The organism is Cohnella sp. LGH (assembly GCF_017671885.1).
Classification (GTDB): domain Bacteria; phylum Bacillota; class Bacilli; order Paenibacillales; family Paenibacillaceae; genus Cohnella; species Cohnella phaseoli.
Map to the genome: position 1 here is coordinate 1,200,250 of NZ_CP072117.1, position 20,436 is coordinate 1,220,685.

18 protein-coding genes are annotated in these 20,436 nt (G+C 54.9%); 1 reads left to right on the plus strand and 17 read right to left on the minus strand.

All coding sequences use genetic code 11. The annotated features are described in order from the left end of the window. Positions 1-228: 228 nt before the first annotated feature. The 11 genes from J4772_RS04715 to J4772_RS04765 all read right to left on the minus strand — a co-directional run bounded on the left by J4772_RS04715 (position 229) and on the right by J4772_RS04765 (position 11,536). Positions 229-1,512 (minus strand): response regulator, encoded by a 1,284-nt coding sequence (locus tag J4772_RS04715; protein ID WP_209074338.1) that lies wholly within the window; start codon positions 1,510-1,512, stop codon positions 229-231. A gap of 13 nt (positions 1,513-1,525) precedes the next feature. Next, on the minus strand, positions 1,526-3,313 hold the full coding sequence (locus J4772_RS04720; RefSeq protein WP_209074339.1) for a sensor histidine kinase: 1,788 nt from the start codon (positions 3,311-3,313) through the stop codon (positions 1,526-1,528). 584 nt (positions 3,314-3,897) lie between these two features. Further along, positions 3,898-5,526, minus strand: coding sequence for a chaperonin GroEL (gene groL / locus J4772_RS04725; RefSeq protein ID WP_209074340.1), 1,629 nt, complete (start codon positions 5,524-5,526; stop codon positions 3,898-3,900). 31 nt (positions 5,527-5,557) lie between these two features. Then, positions 5,558-5,842 carry a co-chaperone GroES gene (groES, locus tag J4772_RS04730; RefSeq protein ID WP_116060104.1) on the minus strand — a complete coding sequence of 95 codons (285 nt, stop codon included), beginning with the start codon at positions 5,840-5,842 and terminating at the stop codon, positions 5,558-5,560. Between the two features lie 402 nt (positions 5,843-6,244). Next, complete coding sequence (locus J4772_RS04735; RefSeq protein ID WP_181917564.1) at positions 6,245-7,516, minus strand: methyl-accepting chemotaxis protein; 1,272 nt, start codon at positions 7,514-7,516, stop codon at positions 6,245-6,247. Between the two features lie 152 nt (positions 7,517-7,668). Further along, positions 7,669-8,451, minus strand: coding sequence for a twin-arginine translocase subunit TatC (gene tatC, locus J4772_RS04740; RefSeq protein WP_209074341.1), 783 nt, complete (start codon positions 8,449-8,451; stop codon positions 7,669-7,671). 99 nt (positions 8,452-8,550) lie between these two features. After that, positions 8,551-8,781, minus strand: coding sequence for a twin-arginine translocase TatA/TatE family subunit (gene tatA / locus J4772_RS04745; protein ID WP_209074342.1), 231 nt, complete (start codon positions 8,779-8,781; stop codon positions 8,551-8,553). A gap of 39 nt (positions 8,782-8,820) precedes the next feature. Beyond that, the gene (locus tag J4772_RS04750) at positions 8,821-9,873 is read right to left on the minus strand and encodes a molybdopterin-binding protein (RefSeq protein WP_209074343.1); all 1,053 of its coding nucleotides are present in this window, start codon (positions 9,871-9,873) and stop codon (positions 8,821-8,823) included. Then, positions 9,870-10,364 (minus strand): MogA/MoaB family molybdenum cofactor biosynthesis protein, encoded by a 495-nt coding sequence (locus J4772_RS04755; RefSeq protein ID WP_116060099.1) that lies wholly within the window; start codon positions 10,362-10,364, stop codon positions 9,870-9,872. The genes J4772_RS04750 and J4772_RS04755 overlap by 4 nt, the downstream gene beginning before the upstream one ends. 42 nt (positions 10,365-10,406) lie before the next feature. Continuing rightward, on the minus strand, positions 10,407-10,898 hold the full coding sequence (gene moaC / locus J4772_RS04760) for a cyclic pyranopterin monophosphate synthase MoaC (protein WP_116060098.1): 492 nt from the start codon (positions 10,896-10,898) through the stop codon (positions 10,407-10,409). After that, positions 10,898-11,536 carry a 5-formyltetrahydrofolate cyclo-ligase gene (locus tag J4772_RS04765; protein ID WP_209074344.1) on the minus strand — a complete coding sequence of 213 codons (639 nt, stop codon included), beginning with the start codon at positions 11,534-11,536 and terminating at the stop codon, positions 10,898-10,900. The genes moaC and J4772_RS04765 overlap by 1 nt, the downstream gene beginning before the upstream one ends. Before the next feature lie 153 nt (positions 11,537-11,689). Between J4772_RS04765 and J4772_RS04770 the strand changes: the two genes are divergently transcribed. After that, a complete protein-coding gene (locus J4772_RS04770; RefSeq protein ID WP_209074345.1) occupies positions 11,690-13,612 on the plus strand; it encodes an ABC-F family ATP-binding cassette domain-containing protein in 1,923 nt (640 codons plus the stop codon). Between the two features lie 20 nt (positions 13,613-13,632). Here the strand turns inward: J4772_RS04770 and J4772_RS04775 are convergent, their stop codons facing one another. The 6 genes from J4772_RS04775 to J4772_RS04800 all read right to left on the minus strand — a co-directional run bounded on the left by J4772_RS04775 (position 13,633) and on the right by J4772_RS04800 (position 20,401). Next, the gene (locus tag J4772_RS04775; RefSeq protein WP_209074346.1) at positions 13,633-14,631 is read right to left on the minus strand and encodes an SGNH/GDSL hydrolase family protein; all 999 of its coding nucleotides are present in this window, start codon (positions 14,629-14,631) and stop codon (positions 13,633-13,635) included. Positions 14,632-14,651: 20 nt separating this feature from the next. Next, positions 14,652-16,034, minus strand: coding sequence for an FAD-dependent oxidoreductase (locus tag J4772_RS04780; RefSeq protein WP_209074347.1), 1,383 nt, complete (start codon positions 16,032-16,034; stop codon positions 14,652-14,654). 1 nt (position 16,035) lies between these two features. Continuing rightward, complete coding sequence (locus J4772_RS04785) at positions 16,036-17,043, minus strand: glycoside hydrolase family 130 protein (RefSeq protein WP_209074348.1); 1,008 nt, start codon at positions 17,041-17,043, stop codon at positions 16,036-16,038. A gap of 43 nt (positions 17,044-17,086) precedes the next feature. Next, complete coding sequence (locus J4772_RS04790) at positions 17,087-17,950, minus strand: carbohydrate ABC transporter permease (protein ID WP_209074349.1); 864 nt, start codon at positions 17,948-17,950, stop codon at positions 17,087-17,089. 14 nt (positions 17,951-17,964) lie between these two features. Continuing rightward, a complete protein-coding gene (locus J4772_RS04795; protein WP_209074350.1) occupies positions 17,965-18,861 on the minus strand; it encodes a carbohydrate ABC transporter permease in 897 nt (298 codons plus the stop codon). A gap of 121 nt (positions 18,862-18,982) precedes the next feature. Further along, positions 18,983-20,401 (minus strand): ABC transporter substrate-binding protein, encoded by a 1,419-nt coding sequence (locus tag J4772_RS04800; RefSeq protein ID WP_209074351.1) that lies wholly within the window; start codon positions 20,399-20,401, stop codon positions 18,983-18,985. Between the last annotated feature and the right edge of the window lie 35 nt (positions 20,402-20,436).

Below are 20,436 nucleotides of genomic sequence, written 5' to 3' on the forward strand. Positions count from 1 at the left end.
GCAGCTATACTTTTACCGCGCCAAGCATCACACCTTTCCAGAGAAAAAAGAGCTTCCGGGCTGATTCTATTTTGCCGAATGCAATGTTTCACTTGGTCTCCATTATAATCGTGAAGTAAACGCTTCACATTCCATGAATTAAGCCGTACTTTTAATTGAATTAGGAAAGGAGCAGTCTGGGAAGACTGCTCCTTGGGCTGGAGAACACTGAACGTGGGGCAATCCAGTCTATTCGTCATTGTCCTTGTCCCTCTCCCTCCGATATTCTCCTGGGCTGACGCCCGTCATTTCTTTAAATATCTTGTAGAAGTGGTGCAAATATTTGTATCCGATCCGGCTTGAAATATCGCCGATCGAAAGCGGGCTGCCTTCCAGCAGTCGCTTGGCGTGCGCGATTCTGATTTCGTTCACCGCTTCATTGAAGCTTACGCCTGTATGTTTCTTGATCATTTTGCCAATGTAATACGGATTCAGATAGAACTGCTCGGAGAGTCGCTTCAGGTTCAATTCCTCGTCATAATGCTTGTAAAGATACGACATTATATCCTCTATATGCGATTCACCGCCGGACCTCAACTGCTGTTTCCCGAGAATGCGGCTGGAATACGAGAAGACGCGCTCCTCCCCGGCGTAAACTTTCATTTCCAATGCTGCCTCCGCGTGCTTGTAAGAAACGGAAATTTCATCGAGAGACCCGACTGCACTTCCGGCTCCAACGTGAACGTCATGCTTCGTATATTTTGGTGTCAACTCGGCGATTTGCCTGGCTATGCCGGCAACCTTCTCTCCTACGAAGACTTGTCGGCTTTGTTCACCCCAGACGAGCACGCCAAGGCGACCCTTGGTCGCTTCGAAGAGAATCGTGTCCTGACTCTGTGCGACAATCTCACCGATTACGTTTTTGATCGTAAACACCTTCAACTGGTAATCGTCAACGCTCCACTCGATCTCCTCGTCAAACTCCGTCGTGTAATCAATTAGCATCACCCCATAGTGCCAGCCATCCGGCTCGATGCCGTAACGTTCCAGCTCCCGCAGATTGAACGGCTTCGGGATATCGTCGCGGACTAGCCGCTGAAGAAAATAATTTTTCAGTTCCTCTTCTTTGTGCTGTTCACTTTGTTTTGCTTGCTCCTGCTCCATGATCTGATAGCGTATCGTGTGTAACTCCTTGCGCAGCTCAACCGTGTCGATCGGCTTCAGCAAGTAGTTCTCAATCCCGAATTTGAGCGCTTTTTTCGCATAGGAAAATTCGTCGTACCCGCTGACGATCAGAATTTTCGTATCGGGATTCCGTTCCTTGACCTGTCGAGCTAGTTCCAGTCCATCCATACGGGTCATGCGAATATCAGTGACGATTAGATGGGGCAACCGACTCTCATACTGCTCCAGCGCATCCACGCCGTCCACCGCCAGGCCCACGACTGAGAAGCCTTCTTCCTCCCATTCGATAATATCGCGCATGCCTTCGCGAATATCTTCTTCATCGTCTACAATAAGGGCTTTGAACATATCTTCCTCCTCATTATGCCTGCGTATTCCCGTCGTTGCCGCTGCAAGGAAGCTCGATGACGATTCTCGTCCACTCTTCCGATCGACTCTGAATGTCCATCCGAGCGGTTTGTCCGTAATGCAGCATGATGCGATCATATACGTTTTTGATGCCGATGCCCTGCTGCGAAACGGTGGATTCAGCTTTCAGCTTGTGGCGAACTTCATCCAGCTTCCCGGCGTTCATGCCCACCCCATTGTCCTCGATCTCAATATGGAGCCGCTCTCCGCTGAATATGACGGTTATCGCGACGGTACCTCCGCCCCATTTTTTTTCGATACCGTGTTTGATAGCGTTTTCAACCAGAGGCTGAATAATCAGCTTCGGGATTGAACAATCAAGCAGCTCTTCCTGAATATCGATGCGGTACTGCAAACGCTCCTTGAACCGGTGCCGCTGAATGGCCAAATAGCTGCGTACCAGGTTAATTTCCTCGGACAACGAGATGATATCCCCTTTCATGTTCAAGTTTGTCCGCAGCAGCTTCGAGAGGTTCAATATCATATTCGCCGCATCTTCATTGTTCCGGTGCAGTTTCATCCGGATGGACTCCAGCGTGTTGAACAGGAAATGAGGTTGAATCTGGCTCTGAAGCGCATACAGTTCCGCTTCGCGTTTCTTGATGGCGACATCCTTCAACTGCAACCGGGTCTCGACATTTTCGTGGAACAGGCTGTTCAGGCTTACGGTCATCCGATCGAAGCTGTTGATGATGACGCCGATTTCATCATTGGAATGCTCGCTTTCCACCATGCGAAAGTTGCCTTCCCCAACATTTTTCATTCTTTTCACGAGACTTCTGATCCGTTTTGTAATGCGATCGAGGATGGAGAAGAATATGGCGCTTGACACCAGCAAGGCGGCGAGACAGATCAGCAGCACCTTCCGTTTCACCTCGCTGCTCTCCTTGAGAATCCGTTCCAGCGGCATCATGGTAATCATATTCCAATCTGGGAAGCTGTCGTTCATTCTTTTGAAGTTGGCAGGCGTATACAGGTATTCTCCGTCGTTGTCGTACAGCACCTCTTGTCCTTCTTGCGCAGTGAAAAAGGCTTCTCCGCTGACATCCGCGCCTTCGAGAGTTTTGTCGTTGGAGGCGAAGACGAAGCCCCCCGCGTCCGTGAACATCAGCTTCATCTCGTCGGGGTTATGCTGATTGATCAGCGAGCGTATTTCAGACAGCGGCAGTTCCAGCTTGATGATGCCGAGCAAGATGCCGTTATAGTCTGTGATCGTCTTGGACAAGGAGAACGTGTCGTTCTCGTACCGCCATACGATTTGACCGTCGGCTTCAACAGTCCGCTTATACATCTGCGATTCCTCGATCGTCCGGTCGATCTGGATAAAATTCAGAAGATCCTGAGTGAAGTTCGGGTTCAAGTAATAGATTTTCATATCGATCTGGAAGTCGATCGTTACGATGTCGTTAACAAAAATATTGCGAATCAGATTATAAGCCTGGAAGCTGGCGTATGGGTCCTCATACCGCTCGTCCAGACTCAGCGTCGTGATCAACCTGTCGTTGAAGCTGTAGCGGTTGCAAATGTTCGTGTAACGCTCCAGCAAGCTTTGCACGTTCATCATGTTCTGATCTGCCGACCCGCGGGCAATCGATACGGCTTGTTCCTGGATTTTGTTCACGGACAGGGTACTTACGATTTGCGTAATGATCGTAAGAGGCAGAAGGATCGTCACGCAGAACAGCAGCAGCAGCTTCATTTTGATATTCAATACGAGCAGACTACGCCAAAAACGTTTCATTTGCTGTTTGAAGCTTCGGTAGAATGATTCACGCCCCTCCACCTTCAGCACCCCGCTGACTCGATAATAGTATAAATATAACCATTATCATACTGGTTCCCGCGCGGAATTGGTAGAGGTACTCGTTTTCGGTCAACTCAAAACCCTTTTAGATTAAGGAACAAACACACTCCACATAGGATGAGTGCTGACGGTAGAATAACCTAAGATGTGGCAGTATTCACCCATGAGACAAGGGCTTTTTCATGTATCTTTTGAGTCTTTATGTGACGATTTTATCTGATATCCTTCAGATATTAGTCCAATAAATACTTGTGAGTATGGTGTGTGGGTAGAGTTCGCGGGCAAGTTGTGGGCACTAACCCTACCTCCTCCATCCTCATATAGCAAAAGACTTAAGGGAGTTTTTATCCGAAAACAATATTTCCACCAAGAAGCTTGAAAGGTATTTAAAAAACAGAAGACACCTTGGAGCGATTTCCATCGCTCTAAGGTGTCTTCATTTTACATGATGTGGGCAAAATGTGGGCAATCAGTGTTGCCCCGAGGGAAAACCCTTGCTGCGCAAGGGTTCAGCCCTCAGTTTACATCATGCCGCCCATACCGCCCATGTCAGGCATGCCGCCGGCAGGAGCTTTGTCTTTCTCTGGCTTGTCGGCGATAACCGCTTCGGTCGTCAGGAAGACGGATGCTACGGATGCCGCATTTTGCAGAGCGGAACGCGTTACTTTCACCGGATCGATGATGCCGGCTTCGAACATGTTCACCCACTCGCCGTTAGCAGCGTTGTAGCCAGTGCCTACAGGCTCTTTTTTCAGACGCTCAACGATAACGGAGCCCTCTTGGCCTGCGTTAGCAGCGATCGTGCGGATTGGCTCTTCCAGAGCGCGCAGGATGATGTTAACGCCCGTTTTCTCGTCGCCGTCCGCTTGAACGGAAGCAACCGCTTCGTAAACGTTAACCAGCGCCGTGCCGCCGCCGGATACGATGCCTTCTTCAACAGCAGCGCGAGTTGCGTTCAGAGCGTCTTCGATGCGCAGCTTGCGCTCTTTCAGCTCAGTCTCGGTAGCTGCGCCTACTTTGATAACCGCAACGCCGCCGGCCAATTTAGCCAGACGCTCTTGCAGCTTCTCGCGGTCGAAGTCGGAAGTCGTGTCTTCGATTTGCGCTTTGATTTGGTTTACGCGAGCCTCGATGTCGGCCTTCTCGCCAGCGCCGTCAACGACGATCGTGTTTTCTTTGTTTACGCGCACTTGACGAGCCGTACCCAACTGTTGCAGGGAAGTGGACTTCAGCTCAAGGCCGAGCTCTTCCGTGATCACTTGGCCGCCCGTAAGAGCCGCGATGTCTTGCAGCATCGCTTTGCGGCGATCGCCGAAGCCTGGAGCTTTAACGCCAACGCAAGTGAACGTGCCGCGCAGACGATTAACAACCAGCGTGGACAACGCTTCGCCTTCGATATCTTCAGCGATGATCAGCAATTGCTTGCCGGATTGAACGACTTTCTCCAGCACAGGCAAGATTTCTTGAATGTTGGAGATTTTCTTGTCCGTGATCAGGATCAGCGGGTTCTCGAGCACAGCTTCCATTTTGTCCGTATCCGTGATCATGTACGGAGTGATGTAGCCGCGGTCGAACTGCATACCTTCAACCACTTCAAGATCGGTGTTGAAGCCTTTGGATTCTTCAACCGTAATAACGCCGTCTTTGCCGACCTTCTCCATTGCGTCTGCGATCAGTTCGCCGACTTCTTCGTCAGCAGCGGAGATCGCTGCGACTTGGGAGATGTTGCTGCGGCCTTCGACCGGCTTGGAGATTTCTTTCAGTCTTTCAACTGCCGCTCTAACCGCTTTGTCGATCCCTTTGCGGATAACCATTGGATTAGCGCCTGCAGTAACGTTTTTCAAGCCTTCGCGAATCATCGCTTGAGCCAGAACGGTAGCCGTTGTCGTACCGTCGCCCGCGATATCGTTCGTTTTCGTTGCAACTTCCTTAACGAGCTGTGCGCCCATGTTTTCGAAGGCGTCTTCCAGCTCGATTTCTTTAGCGATCGTAACGCCGTCGTTCGTGATCAGCGGAGAGCCGAATTTCTTCTCCAGAACGACGTTGCGGCCTTTCGGTCCGAGCGTGACTTTAACTACGTTCGCCAATGTATCCACACCGCGAAGCATAGCGCGACGAGCGTCTTCACTGAAACGAATTTCTTTAGCCATCTTTTAATAACCTCCTTGAGTATTCTAAGTATTAGCCGACGATCGCGTGGATGTCGCTTTCCTTCATAATCAAATACTCTTTGCCTTCGTATTTGATTTCCGTGCCCGCATATTTAGAGAACAATACACGATCGCCCGCCTTCACTTCCAGCGCGACCCGCTCGCCATCTTTGGTCAAAGATCCGATGCCTACCGCAACAATCGTTCCTTCTTGCGGCTTCTCCTTAGCCGTATCCGGCAATACGATGCCGCTAACCGTTTTCTCTTCCTTGGCGTTCGGTTCCACGAGAACGCGGTCCCCTAGAGGTTTAATCATGTAAGTAGCCTCCTTCTAAATTTTGCTTTTTTGGATTTGAAACTATTTTGTTAGCACTCAATTGTCTCAAGTGCTAATAACCATTTTCTATGATACGGAATTTAAAGACGCTTTTCAAGTCCTTTTACGTTAAACCTGCACAAAAAAATGGGGCTGTCCTATAAGCACATCGAGTTGCTGTAAAAGATAATCGATGATAAAGCGGCAAGGGGTATGTACCTCCCTCCGATGCTATACGCTCTTGAAATCTGAATGGGTTAACCCGTTACAATGTGATTTCAAGAGCGTATGAGGCAATCTCCGGGAGGTACATACCCCTTACTTTATTTATCGATTATTTTAAGCAACTCTGCTTATGGGACAGCCCCATCTATTATTGCGACTGACACGGAAACCGGCTAATTACGCCTTGAAATTGCCGACCAAGCCTTTCAGGCGGGATGCCATCGAGCTCAGGTTATCGGCCGTTCGCGCCATCTCGTCGGTCGAAGACAGCTGCTCCTCCGTCATCGCGGATACTTGCTCCGTGAAGGAAGCCGTCTCCTCAGTAATCCGGGAGATATCCTGAATGGAACGAACGACGTTGGAGCCGCCGGCGGACATCTGCTCCACGGAAGCTGCGACCTCCGTAATGTTGGAGCTGAGCTGTCCGACATGGTCTACAATGTCGCGGAACGTCTCTTCCGCGTTCTGCATCCCTTCCACAGCCGCGAACACCTGGCCCGCGCTCTGCTCGAACATCGTAGCGACTTGCACGATGTCGCCCGACATCGTTCCGATTGTATCGCCGATCTGCACGGCAGATTGCTGGGTCTGGTCCGCGAGCTTGCGGATTTCGCTCGCAACGACCGCAAAGCCCCGTCCGTGCTCCCCGGCGCGCGCAGCCTCGATCGCGGCGTTAAGCGCCAGCAGGTTCGTCTGATTGGCGACTTCGGAAATATAGCCGATAACCTCGCGAACTTGCTCCGATTTATGGTTCAGCCCTCTGACGACCTCCTGCAGCGAACGGAACGCCTTGCCCACTTGATCGATCTCCGTAGAGGTCGACTGCAGCAGCTCGGAGCCTGCGGCGGCACGCTTAACGGTCGTCTGCGCGGCATCGGAGACTGTGGTAGTCGTCCCTGCCACCTGGTTCAGACCGTCCAACGTCTCCTGCATCGTTGCGGAAATTTCCTGCGTCTGCGCGACCTGCGTCTCCGATCCGGAAGCTACCCGCTCCACGGCTTTGGACACCTCGCTGCTGACACGCGCGTTCTCTTCCGTGCCTTGCTTGAGCAAAATGGCCGAAGCCGCCAGCTCCGCCGTGCTGTCCTTCAGTTCCTTCATCATCTTCTGAAGGCCGTCCAGCATCTGGTTCGCGGCGTTCGCCAAATCTCCCATCTCATCGGTGGACTGAATATGTATGCGCCTCGTCAAATCCCCGCCCGAAGAAGCAATGTTCCTGAGCGTTGCCGTCACGTTGCCGATTGCGGCCGTAAGGTTGCCGGTCAGCCATTTCAGGCCCCAGCCTCCCGCAACGATGATCAACAAGAAAATGACGATAATCATGATGAACGTGCCCGAATGGCTCGTCAAATCCGTTCCCGCCAGCAGCAGCATGAATCCGGCCGCCAGAAGAACTACCATTGCAGCATAGCCAATCGTTAATTTTCGTCCCAAAGTCATATCCCGCATTCTTGTCCCTCCCGACATTCTACCATGTAAGCACTTACTTGAAACAGTGTATCATAATTACTCCGTTTGGAATATCGAAAAATGACACTTTTTGCTTCTTGTTGGGCAGATTAGTTTAATTCGGGAGTCCTGCAAGGCCCGGGCTGTTTTTCCTATTCGTCCTGCTCCCACTCCGATTCCCGCCGCTGCTGCGCTTTCATTCGTTTTCCATAAGCCATCGAGGACAGGAGAACGCTAAATTCATACAGCAAAATCAGCGGAATGGCGACGAGCAAATCCGACACGACGTCGGGCGGAGTGACCAATACACCGATGAAAATCAGAATAAACCAGGCGAGCTTGCGCATTTTTTTTAGCATCGTCGGATTCAAGATCCCGATTCTCGTCAGGAACAAAATGATCAGCGGCAGCTCAAACAACAAGGAGATCGGCAGCAAAATGTTGAACAGAAACGAAAAATACTGCGTCACGCCATAGGTTTGCTCCAATCCGAGATTGCCCGTCACCTTCTCCGTAAACAGGAAAGCCATCGGAAAAACGACAAAATAAGAGAACGCGAGGCCGATGAGAAACATCACCAGCGCTCCCGGTACGAATTGCAGCGTAGCTCTCTGCTCCTTAGGCCCTAGAGCCGGACGCACGAATGCCCAAAGCTGGTACATCGCAAAAGGGATCGCGATGATGAAGGAAATCAGAATCGCGAATTTCATATAGAGGCCGATCGCATCCCACGGGGAGAAAGCATGAAGATCCAAATTGTCTATGGGCGCAGCCGCGACCAAATAATCGAACAGCGGCTGCGAGCCGAATAGGCCCCCAACCAGCCCGATGACGAATACGATCAGGCAGTAGATTATTCTTTTGCGCAGCTCGCCCAAATGTTCCGTCAGCGGCATCCACTCTGAGTCCCGCTTCTCAGCGGCCTTATCTTTCATTGCTTGTCTTCGCCTCCATACAGCAACGGGGCTGCCCCTTCCGCAAATCTTACATCTGCGCCGAGGGACAGCCCCTATCCATGTTCCAGTCCGTCCCGATTATTCCGGGAGACGACGATCCGCCTTGGGCTTGTCCATCTCTTCGGAGGATACGTCCACCCTCTGAGCTCCCCGGTCCTTCGGATCATCCATCAAATCGTTGGCGCCCTTCTTGAACTCGCGAAGCGTGCGGCCGAAAGCGCGGCCCAGCTCCGGCAGCTTGTTCGGGCCGAACAACAGCAGGGCGATCAGAACGAGCAAAATAATGCCTGATGCTCCAATGCCTGACATGTGCAAAAACCTCCTCTCGGATGTAAGTCGTGCGAATGCTCAGCTGCGATGAAGACCGCCGTATCCCATCCCGACGATATCCTCTCTCGCTATCGTATCTCCAGCCAGTACTCTGGATAATAAAACATCAAACGAAGTGTAAGGATCATGCATGACGCAGCCGGGTAATCCGAAGATCGGCACGCCTTGCAAATAACCGAACAACAGCATCGAACCCGGAAGCATAGGCGTTCCGTAGTTGACAATGTCGGCTCCGGCTTCCGCGATCGCTCCCGGCGTACGGTCGTCAGGATCTACCGACATACCGCCAGTTACAAGTATCATATCATACCCTTGTTTCCTTAAATAGTGAATTTCATTGACAATTGTATGACGGTCGTCCGGCGCGAATCGCTGCTCGACGACCTCCGAGCCGAACTCCGCGAGCTTGGCCGAGACGGCGGGGCCGAACTTGTCCTGGATGCGCCCGGAATATACCTCGCTTCCCGTCGTCAACAGCCCGGCCGTCATCCGGCGAAAAGGTCTTACGCCGATCGGAGCGATTCCGTGCGCGGCGCGATAAGCGCTAACGATGTCCTCAACCGCCTCGATCTTAAGCTTCGGGACGATCAGCGGAATGACCCGCGTCGCCGCCAAAGCCTCCCCCGTACGCACGACGCGCCGGTCGACGACGGTCGCGAGCGCAATATCGCCCAGACGGTTGATCTCGTCCACCATCTCTCGGGCGATGAAAGCGAGCCCGTGCGCGGTCGACTTCAGGCTCGCCTTGCCTTCCGCCGGCTCTCCGTAAGCGACGTGATCTCCGCTGAGCGCCCGCGCCATCCGCACCGCCGCATCGTCCTCATGCAGATCGGCGTCCGCCAGCTCGATCGTATAGAGATGCTCCTTGCCAATATCCTTCAGCCGCGGCAAATCCTCCGAAGTGACGACATGTCCTTTGCGAAAGAGCCGTCCTTTGAACTGTCCGGGAACAATCTGCGTCAGATCGTGAGCCAGCACCATGCCGACGGCGTCCTCGACCTTTACCTCCCTCAGCCTCGACGAGCCGATGAGAGTCGTCCCGTCATTCCGGCTGCGCTCCGGCGACGTCATTCTTCCAATCCTCCCCGCATTCCCTTGACCTGGTCGAGCGCTTCCGGAAGCAAATCCATCACGGCCATCAGATGCTCGTGAACGCCCCGCGGTTCGCCTGGAAGATTCAAGATCAGCGTGCGGCCGCGAATCGCGCACACTCCGCGAAACAGAGCAGCGTACCGCGAACGCTGGGATACGGCCGCGCGCATCGCTTCCGGTATGCCGGGAACGATGCGCTCCGCTACCCGGATCGTCGCCTCCGGCGTAACATCGCGATAGGCGAGACCCGTACCGCCTGTAGTCAGAATCAAATCCGCTTGAAAATAATCGGCCATCTCGATCAGCGCAGCGCGAATTTCATCCTGCTCGTCCGGAACGATCCGATAATCGACGATATCCCCGTGCAGTTCTTCCTCGATCAACTCGCGAATGACCTGCGCGCTCGTGTCCTCGCGTTCCCCTCTAGCGCCTTTATCGCTAGCCGTCAACAAGGCCACCTTCCAACGCATAGCTCCATCCCTCCGTCCCCTAATCGCTAAATCTGTCTTTTTTTATTCCGCCGAACGGACATAGTCGCCGCTCTTGCCGCCCGTCTTGCTGAGCAACGCCACAGACTCGACGACCATATCCTTCTGCAGCGCTTTGCACATATCGTAAACGGTCAGCGCGGCCGCGGAGACGGCGGTTAACGCCTCCATCTCCACTCCCGTCTTCCCGGTCGTCTTTACTTCAGCCGTAATCGTCAGCGTATCCTCGCCGTTGTCTTCGAAACGAACGTCTACACCGGTCAACGGAAGAGGATGGCACATCGGAATCCAGTCTGACGTCCGCTTCGCCGCCTGTATGCCCGCGATCTGCGCTACGGCGAGCACGTCGCCCTTGGCAACCGAACGTTCGCGAATTCTGCGAAGCGTCTCGGGCGCCATCTTGACCCGGCCTTCCGCTATCGCGGTCCTGACCGTATCGGCTTTGTCCGAAACATCTACCATGCGGGCTCTTCCTTGCTCGTTAAAATGAGTCAGCCGCTCATCCGCCTGCGCCATTACGAATCCCTCCTGCCGAACCATACTATGCCTTCATCCGTGGCCAGCCCGTCCAACTCGAGATCGTGGGCTTCCGACGGCAAAGCTTCCTCGATGATTTGCGCGGAATAGGCAAACCCGATCCACAGCGTTCCGGCTTGCGTCTCGCGCCGCCTCTCCGCATACAGACGGTCGTAATAGCCTCCGCCGTATCCGAGTCTTCCGCCGATCGCGTTAAATGCGATTCCGGGAACAAGCACAAGATCAAGGGGAGCGGCAGCCTCCATCAACGGCGCGCACAGAGGATTAGGCTCCGGCACTCCCCATTTCCCCGCAACCCAATCCGACAGACCGCCGAGCTCGCGCAGCTCCAGCCCTTCTCCGTCCGTTCTCATTCGAGTCGCGTATACCCGATCGCCAGCGTTCAGACAGGCCTCTACGAGCGGCAGCGGCGACGCTTCGGATCGAAACGGAGCATAAGCGCATACGCCAAGGGGGCGGCCAAGCTCCCGTCTTAACGGGGATAACGCTCCGCTTTCCAGCAGAGCGCACAGCTTCGCAGACATGCGATCCCGTTCGGCTTGCGACAGCCTGTCCCGTACCTCCGCCATCCGCCGGCGCCATTCGTCTTTAACGGCGCCGGCCGCTCTATTTTCCATGAACGAAACCCTGCTTTCGAAAATCTATGAAAACTCTATTTTCATTCTAACATTGAATGTCTGTTTTCGCCAAAGGATAACGCTTGGACTTTTCCGGCAAGTTTACGGTACACTTGAAGGTGTGTTCAACAAGACTTATCGGAGGGATTCCTCTTGCTTCTTCAAGCATCTGGCATTACCAAACATTACGGCGTGACTCCTGTGCTCGAAGGCATCTCGCTGCAGATCAACGAACGCGACCGCGTTGGGCTCGTCGGGGTCAATGGCGCGGGCAAATCCACCTTCCTGCGAGTGCTCGCGGGAGAGATCGTTCCGGACACCGGTTCGGTATCGAAGCCGCGGGAGCTTAAAATCGGATATTTGGCGCAGAACGGCGGGTTGCAAGGGCACCGCACGATTCAGGAAGAGATGAATTCCGCCTTCGGCCCCTTGCTGGAGCAAGAAAAAGCGCTGCAGCAATTGGAGGCTCGCATCGCCGATCCGAGCGAACTGGACAACTCCGAGCGCTATGAAGCGCTGCTCGCACAGTATGCGGACATCAGCGAGAAATTCCGCGAGAACGGCGGCTACGAGATGAACAACCGCGTGCGGAGCGTTCTGCACGGCATGGGCTTTGGCGATTTTGCCCCGGACACCGAGGTCGCTTCCTTAAGCGGAGGGCAGCGAACCCGTCTGGCGCTGGCGCGGCTGCTGCTCGTCCAGCCCGAGCTGCTGCTGCTCGACGAGCCGACCAACCACCTCGACATTCAGACGCTAACCTGGCTCGAGCAGTATTTGCGATCTTATGCTGGGGCGATGGTCATCGTCTCCCATGACCGCTATTTTCTCGATGCGACGGTAACGTCCATCGTCGAGATCGAGCGCCACCAGGCGACGAGATACACGGGCAATTACAGCCGGTTTATGGATTTGAAAGCCGCAGCGTTCGCTCAGCAGTTGAAGCTGTACGAGCAGCAGCGCAAAGAAATTTCCCGGATGGAGGATTTCATCCAAAAGAACATCGTAAGAGCTTCGACGACAAGGCGCGCCCAGAGCAGGCGCAATGCGCTTGAACGGATCGAACGGCTAGAGAAGCCCAACGCGCTTAAGCAGGCGAGCTTCTCGTTCTCGACCGAGCGCCGCAGCGGCAAGGAAGTGCTGCGGCTCATTCGCTGCTCCGCGGCGCCGAATGCGGAGATGTCGCCGCTGTTCCGCAACGTCTCGTTCGAGGTGAAGCGCGGGGAGCGCGTCGCGCTGCTCGGCCCCAACGGCGTCGGCAAGACGACTCTGCTTCGAGCGCTGACGGACCAGCTGCCGCTGCGAGACGGCGCGATCGAATGGGGCGTCGGCATCTCTCTCGGCTATTACGACCAGGAGCAGCGGGGGCTTAATCCGGCCAATACCGTACTCGAGGAAGTGTGGAGCTCTTATACGCATCTTCCGGAAGCGGAAATCCGCACCGTGCTGGGCAATTTTCTGTTTAGCGGCGAGGACGTGCGCAAGAAGATCAGCTCCTTAAGCGGGGGCGAGCGAGCGCGCGTAGCGCTGTCGAAGCTGATGCTGATGAAGGCGAACGTGATGCTGCTCGACGAGCCGACCAACCATCTCGACTTAATGAGCCGCGAAGTGTTGGAAGCCGCGCTGGAGGAATATGACGGCACGCTTGTCTTCGTCTCCCACGACCGCTATTTTCTGAATCGAATCGCCGATCGGGTCGTAGAAATGTCCGCGAACGGAGCGGAACATTTCCTGGGGAATTATGACGAAATGAACGCCAAAAAACAGCAAATGGCGGAATGGGAAGCGACAAATCGCGACAGCGGCGCCGACGCCTCCCCGTCCGAAACGGCGGCGACCAGCTACGAAACCGAGAAACAGGCCAAGCGAGAGGATCGGGCGAAGGCGCGCAAGCGAGAGCAGGCCGAAGCGGATATTGCCCGGCTGGAAAGCGAAATCGCCAGCCTGGAAGAGCAGATGGCATCTCCCGAAATGGCGACCGACTATATGCTGCTTAGAGAAAAGCAGACGAAAGCGGAGACCAAGCGAGCGGAGTTGGACGAGGTTTATCAGGTTTGGGAAGCTTTAATGGAAGAATAGTAGGGGACGGTTGACGGCAGCTAACGCCCCCAACGGACACCGGCCAGCACCCTTTCGGCGAATCTGTCGCCCATGAGCTTGCAGCCGGCGGCGTCGGGATGAAGACCGTCCGGCAGCATCGATGCATCGGCCTCCCCGAACCAGATCAGACCGTTCCGGTAATGCAGGTTCCTATCGCCGCGGCTTCGCATCGTGTCGACGATCTCTTCGATCTGTTCGCGAATCATGCCCACTGTCAAATCCAACTTATTCGGCGTTGTTTCCCGTTCGGACGAATAGATCGGCGATAGAAGCAGCAGCGGCGCGTCCCGATGCTGCTCTCGGATCGTCGCCACCATGCCGATGACGGCCGGCTTGAATGTTCTGGCGCTCAATGTCGCCGCGCCGTAGACGTTAATCCCAAGGCAAAGCGTAATCAAATCTGCGGGCGTATCCCGAATTAAGCGGGAGACCATCGGTTCCATCTGACAATTCCCCGAATAGCCGAGGCAGGTCAAATGGAACCCCGCCGCAGCGGCGGCGATGGCGGGCCATGTCCGCGACGGGCTTTCGGCGGCGACGCATTGCGTAATCGAGCTGCCGTAAGCGATCCATCTCGGCCGCTCGTCCCGAAGCGGAGAGGCGCTAGCTTCCGTATTGATCAACAGAGCCGTCAGGATCATGCCCGTATTCTGGGGCAGCCACAGCTCCAATTCTTTCTCCCCTGCCGCAAGCTGCCATTGTGCCGTTGTGGAACCTGCCTCGACCTCCGCCGTTCCCGCTTCGGCCAACTCCCCGTTTACCGAACAATCGATGCGGGCAGTCTGCGAGATCGGTTCGAAGCACAGCACGACACAACGCGAGTCCGTGCAAAACCGCAGGCGTACGCCTGCGGTTATTTCCGCTTTACCGCCGATGCCTTCCGGAGGATACAGCTCGTAATCGTCATATGGAATGCGCCATGGCTTTAATCCGTTTTCACGCCGCTCCACCGATACCGCCCCTTGAACCCATTCCTCCGTCAAAGAAATCCGTTTCATGGGAAATCCACCTTTTTCTTTCATCCTTCTTGATAATAACTCCCCGCACCCGCAGCCAAGTTCTCTCCCAGCCAAGCTCCTTGCTGCAGCAGCTTAGCTTGGAGTGCGGATATCGGCACATCCCTCGTACTTCCCTTGATCTTCAGCGCCATCGCCGCCGCAGTCCCCGAAGCCTGGCCCATCGCAAAGCAGTTGGGCATGACCCGCAGCGAGCCTTGCACCGCGCGATCTGAAGAAGCCGCGCGTCCCGGTACCCACATATTGTCTATGCCGACCGGAAGAAGCACCCGATAGGGCACGCCATGGGATTGACCCGGCGGCAGATGCGTAAAATGCATGGCGCCTTGGCTCGTGGCCATATGAATGTCGATATAATAAGCGTTCCTCGCAATATCGTCCGGAAACGCGCGCGCTTGCATGAAATCCTCCGCGGTCAGCACGTAATCCCCCTGAATGCGGCGAGTTTCCCGAATGCCGAGCTGCTCGCCGCTGGCGACCATATGCGCGCGTTCGAAGCCCGGTACGTAGCTGCGGAAAAAGCGCAACTGGCGCTCTGCGAGCCTGCGGCCCTCAATCGCTCCGCGCGTCAAATCCTCGGCCTTCGTTCCGTCCACTCCGAATACGTGACCGAAGTTGACGCCGACCAAATAATCGCTCACCCAGGCCAGTCCGGAGATCGATTTGCGTCCTTCCGGCAACGCCCCTTCCGCGATCGCTCTTTCGACCGTGCGATGAAGCTGCCCGGTATCGCCGCTCTCCTCCACAAACCGGACGAATCGCTTGCGATCGACATTCGCGAGCAGATAACACATGCTTCCGGGCTGCAATTCTCCCTCATCCCCGCCTTTCTGGAACGGCGCGCCCGACATGGCGGCGATGTCGGCGTCTCCCGTCGCGTCGATGACAAAGCGGCTTTTCACGCACGACCGGCCGCTTTTGTTCACGATAATGACGCCGTCTACGTGCCGACCGTCCTCCGACAGAATCGTTTCGCTGACGAACGTATGGTACAGAAGTTCGACCCCGGCCTCCAACGCCGCGTCGTCGTATACCCGCTTGAGCGCTTCCGGGTCGATTGGAACCCAATCCAATTGACATTCATATTCCCGGATATATTCCTCCGTGCACGCCCGCTTCATTCGTTCCATCAGCTCCAGGCCGATACCGCGAATAATCGGCTTTTCCTTATCCGTAAACGGGCAGAACGCCGGAACGAGCGCCACGGTGCCCATGCCTCCGAGAAATCCCCGCTGCTCGATCAACAGCGTTGTTGCCCCGTTCCGCGCAGCGCTTATGGCGGCGGCAATGCCTGAAGCGCCCCCGCCGACTACGAGGACATCGACCTCTCGAGATACGGGAACCGACGCTTGCGGCACAGTGACGAACGACGTCGCAACGCTCATCTCACCGCCCCCCTTCCAGACAAAGCTTCAGCAAGTCGTCGACATGGGCGGTTGCCATGCATTCCACCGTGTCGGCCGAGCCGTAATAGATTTTCACCTCGCCGGATTCCTCCAGAATCATGCCGCCGGGAAATACGACGTCGTTGCGGAAGCCTCCCCGAATCTCGTACGGAGCCTCCGGAGCGATAAGCGGCGTCCTGGACATGCCTAGAATCCTGCTGGGATCCTCTTTGTCTAGGAGCATGATTCCGGCCGTATAGCGCTTCTGCCAGCGGTCCTCCCACCCGTTCTTGCCGCGGCTGCAGTCCAGATCCACCGCATGAAACGTCGTCAGATAGCCCTTGTCCGTTCTGACCGGAGGCGCTCCGGGTCCAACTTTATCGTTGGCGAACGGGACCTGCTCCACGGAGAGCAGCAGCTTGGAGCCGCCCCAATATTTCAAATCGGGCGAATCGCCGATCCACATGTCGAAGCGATCGCCCCCGCCGCGGCTGTATACCGGCATCGGCCGCTCGAGACGAAAATATTGCCCCCCGATCCGGTCCGGGAACAGCACCATATTGCGATTGTCCGGCACGGATAGGCTGAGCACCTCGAATGCCGAGAAATCGTCCGTCACGGCAATGCCGCCGCGAAGACCGTGCTTCGTATCCACGGCAAAACATATATAGCAGCGTCCATCTATCACAGTAAGGCGGGGGTCGTACACGCGGACGACCTCTTCGTCGTTCCACATCCAACAAGGAGCCGCCTGCGGCTCCCAATGAAGGCCGTCATCGCTGTATGCGAGTCCCAGATTGGTCGTGCCGTGAGGCTCGATCGTCCCCTTCTTGGGATCGCCGTAATCGTTGCGGAACACCATCACGTATTTGCCCTGCACCTTGGCGACGCCGGCATTGAACACCATGGCCGGACCGTAAGGCACGTCCTTAGGCGCGAGCACCGGATTATGCGGATGACGGGCGATAACAGGGCTGGACGTCAGCGCTCCTATTGCGAATTTATTCATCGTCTCTTGTCCTCCTGATTGTTGATCTTGTTCCGGTTTCAGATTATCCTTTCAAGGAACCTGCGGTCATCTGCATAAACGATTTGTTAGCGGCGAAATAGACGAGCAGCATCGGCAGCACAGACAGACACGCGCCGGCAAGCATCAGATGCGTCTGCATCGCCGCCGACGATCCGTAGCGAAGATTCGCCAGTCCTACCGTCAGCGTCTGAAGCTCGGGATTGGTCATCGTAAAAACAAGAGGCAGGATGTATTCGTTCCAGCCATGGCGGAAAGCAAACAGACCGGATACGCCAAGCCCCGGCGCGAGCAGAGGCAGAATCAACTTGAAGAACGTCCGGATAAAACCGGAGCCGTCGATCATGGCCGCTTCGTCAAGCTCGCGGGGAATTGCTTTCAAGAAGCCCGCCAAAATAAAATAAGTGCTCGCGTGCGCGCTGATCAGAATCAAAATGACGCCCCACAACGACGTGTTGAGATGCAGCCTGACCATCAGATCGTATTGCGGCCGGAGCACGACCGCCCCTACGGAAATAAACAGCGTAGCCGCCTGAACGGCAATGTACAGACGTTTCCCGGGAAAATCGCGCCGATCGGTCACATAGGCCGCCATGGCAGCAACCAGCAGAGTGCCGATCGTAGACATGACGCTCAGGAAAGTGCTGTTCCAGGTAAAGCGGGCAAAATTCGTCTGCCGCCAAGCTTCCGCATAATTGGAAAATTGCCATTTCTCAGGCAGCAACGACGTACCGCCCATGAGTTCGGCGTTGCTCTTGAGAGATCCGGCAAGCATCATCACCAGCGGAAACAGCGTAAACACTGTGGCGGCAAGCAGAAATGCCCAGACAGAAAGCCGCGCCGCCCAGCGCCAAGGAGGCTTGCCCGTTGTTGCCGATTGTTGGTTCATGTCTCTCCAGCCTCCTAGAATACGCGGTTCATTTTCCTGCTAAGATAGGAATACAAGAGAGTGATCGCCCCTACGATAAGCGCGGTAGCAAAGCCGACGGCGCTTCCGTATCCGATCTGCTGCTCTACCGGGGACCCGGTGGATACAGGGAATAAAAGTTTATATAGGTACAGGTACATGACTTCCGTCTTGCCGATCGGACCGCCTTCCGTCATGACCATGATGCTTTCGTAACCCTTGAGCGACGCGATGATCGCCAGCATAATAATGACCTGCATAACCGGCCCGAGCATAGGCACCGTAATATGCCGAAACCGCTGCACACCGTTCGCCCCGTCCATTGCGGCGCTCTCGTACAAATCGCGCGGGATGTTCTGCAAGCCCGCCAGAAACAATAGCATATAGTTGCCTATCGCCCCCCATACCGCCACTAGAATAACGGTTAGCATCGCGTAATCCGGACCGAACCAATTGATCGGTTCCCCAATCGCCCCGAACTTCAACAGCTGCTGGTTAACCATCCCGTTATAGGCATTAAAAAGAATGTAGAAAACGACCGATATGACCGCGGTACTGACGACCGTCGGCATAAAATAGACGGCCCTCAGCAGGTTGCGACCGCGGAAGCCGGCATTCAAAATAACGGCAAGCAGCAGGGAAAGCGGAATTGTGAGCAGCAGCTTGCCGCCTGCGAATATCATCGTATTGACGACGGAATCCCAGAACAGCTGATCGCGGAAGAGCCTGCGGAAATTGTCCAGTCCGATAAACAGCTCCTGTCCGTAACCCGCATAATCGTAAAACATGTATCTAAGCACCCAAACGAGCGGATAGATGCCCAACGCAAGCGTCAGTATGACGCTAGGAAATAGAAACAGGACGTTCTCCTGCAGCCTTCTCCATTTCGGCATGTCTTTCTCTCCTTCGGCTATCCTGACTGTGTATGCTCTATGAAGACGGGGCTGCTCCGCAAGAAGCCAAGTTGTACGACAGCCGTAGGACCCTGCTTAGAGGACAGCCCCGCTATCTCTTTTATAGCTTGCTCGGGTCGAAATTCGGATCGGGCGCTGCCGTCGCCTCGCCCTTCTCCGCCGCTTTATCCAACGCATCGTTATAGCGGGCGTTCAAGTCCTGCACAATGGCATCCAAATCTCCGCCGGTCATCATGTACTTGAAAAATACGTCGCCATAGTTCGCGCCTTCCGGCGTCACGCTGGGAGATACCGGCCACATCGAATCGTGCTCGCCTACGAGGAAGCCGTCCATTCCTTTGATATCCGGCTGCTTCGCCTTTGCCGTAATGCTCGGAACGACCGAAATGCCGAAGCCTTTCTCATGGTAAGCAATCATGGCTTCGTCTCTGTACAGATACTCAAGGAACTTCCAAGCAGCTTCCTTATGTTTCGAGCTTGCGCTAATGCCGATCCACGTTCCGGCGGATACGATCTCGGAAGTGCCCTTGATCTGGCCGTCCAGAGTCGGAGCCAGCGTTCCCGCCCAGTCGATCTCCGTCGGGAATTGATCCTTGTATACTCCCGGCTCGGTCGAGAAGGACATGTACATCCCGATTTTGCCGGCTGCGAATTGTGCCCGCAGCGGATCGATATCGAGCGATTCCGCTCCGGGGAGAATGCTCCCGTCCTCCCACATCTGCTTGAAGTATTCGATTGCCTGCGCATAAGGCGCGAAGTCAAACCGACCGGTTTGAATATCGTAGCCTAAACCTTGATGGCCGCTGAGCGACAGTATTTCACGGATGGAGCGGTCGAACGCCCCCTTTGGGTTTTTGAAGTTCAGCGCGAAGCCGTAGATGCCCTCCGCTTTTCCGACATCGGTAATTTTTTGGGCGGCGTCCACCATCTCCTGCAGCGAAGCCGGAGGCTGAGCGATGCCGGCCTTCTGGAACAGCTCGCGGTTGTAGACAAGGCGCAGCGTGTTACCTGTGTTCGGCAGGGAGTACAGCTTCCCTCCGAATCGATTCACCTCGTCGATGAACAGGCTGCCAAATTTCGTTTTCAGTTCGTCCGTCAACAGCTCGTCGATCGGCTCAAGATATCCTTTTTTAACGAAAGTGCCTGTATTGGCGCTCTTGATCCGCAGAAGATCCGGCGCCTGATTGCCGGAGAACGCGATATCCACGCTTTGATTGAAGTTTTCGGATAATACGGTCAACTCCACTTCAATATTGTCCGGATTGCCCGCATTGAACTCCGAGATCAGCTCCTTCAAATATTCCTGGTCGTGACGATCGTCGGTCCAATACGTAATGGTCGTTTTTTCGGCCGGTTTTTCATTGGGCTTTTCCTGACTGCCGCTCGGACTGCCGCTTGCGCTTGCCGCGGGAGCTTGCAAGTTAGAGCCCGTATGACCTTCGTTCCCCTTGCCCGAGCACGCCGCTAGCGCCAAAATCAGAAATAACGATAAAAGGAAAACAAACGGTTTTTTCTGCATGTGCAATTCCCCTTCTTTGTTCGGATATAGTGATC

Coding starts and splice junctions, on each gene's coding strand:
- J4772_RS04715 (WP_209074338.1), bottom strand. CDS start 1,512: ATGTTCAAAGCCCTTATTGTAGACGATGAAGAAGATATTCGCGAAGGC.
- J4772_RS04720 (WP_209074339.1), bottom strand. CDS start 3,313: ATGAAACGTTTTTGGCGTAGTCTGCTCGTATTGAATATCAAAATGAAG.
- groL (WP_209074340.1), bottom strand. CDS start 5,526: ATGGCTAAAGAAATTCGTTTCAGTGAAGACGCTCGTCGCGCTATGCTT.
- groES (WP_116060104.1), bottom strand. CDS start 5,842: ATGATTAAACCTCTAGGGGACCGCGTTCTCGTGGAACCGAACGCCAAG.
- J4772_RS04735 (WP_181917564.1), bottom strand. CDS start 7,516: ATGCGGGATATGACTTTGGGACGAAAATTAACGATTGGCTATGCTGCA.
- tatC (WP_209074341.1), bottom strand. CDS start 8,451: ATGAAAGATAAGGCCGCTGAGAAGCGGGACTCAGAGTGGATGCCGCTG.
- tatA (WP_209074342.1), bottom strand. CDS start 8,781: ATGTCAGGCATTGGAGCATCAGGCATTATTTTGCTCGTTCTGATCGCC.
- J4772_RS04750 (WP_209074343.1), bottom strand. CDS start 9,873: ATGACGTCGCCGGAGCGCAGCCGGAATGACGGGACGACTCTCATCGGC.
- J4772_RS04755 (WP_116060099.1), bottom strand. CDS start 10,364: ATGCGTTGGAAGGTGGCCTTGTTGACGGCTAGCGATAAAGGCGCTAGA.
- moaC (WP_116060098.1), bottom strand. CDS start 10,898: ATGGCGCAGGCGGATGAGCGGCTGACTCATTTTAACGAGCAAGGAAGA.
- J4772_RS04765 (WP_209074344.1), bottom strand. CDS start 11,536: ATGGAAAATAGAGCGGCCGGCGCCGTTAAAGACGAATGGCGCCGGCGG.
- J4772_RS04775 (WP_209074346.1), bottom strand. CDS start 14,631: ATGAAACGGATTTCTTTGACGGAGGAATGGGTTCAAGGGGCGGTATCG.
- J4772_RS04780 (WP_209074347.1), bottom strand. CDS start 16,034: ATGAGCGTTGCGACGTCGTTCGTCACTGTGCCGCAAGCGTCGGTTCCC.
- J4772_RS04785 (WP_209074348.1), bottom strand. CDS start 17,043: ATGAATAAATTCGCAATAGGAGCGCTGACGTCCAGCCCTGTTATCGCC.
- J4772_RS04790 (WP_209074349.1), bottom strand. CDS start 17,950: ATGAACCAACAATCGGCAACAACGGGCAAGCCTCCTTGGCGCTGGGCG.
- J4772_RS04795 (WP_209074350.1), bottom strand. CDS start 18,861: ATGCCGAAATGGAGAAGGCTGCAGGAGAACGTCCTGTTTCTATTTCCT.
- J4772_RS04800 (WP_209074351.1), bottom strand. CDS start 20,401: ATGCAGAAAAAACCGTTTGTTTTCCTTTTATCGTTATTTCTGATTTTG.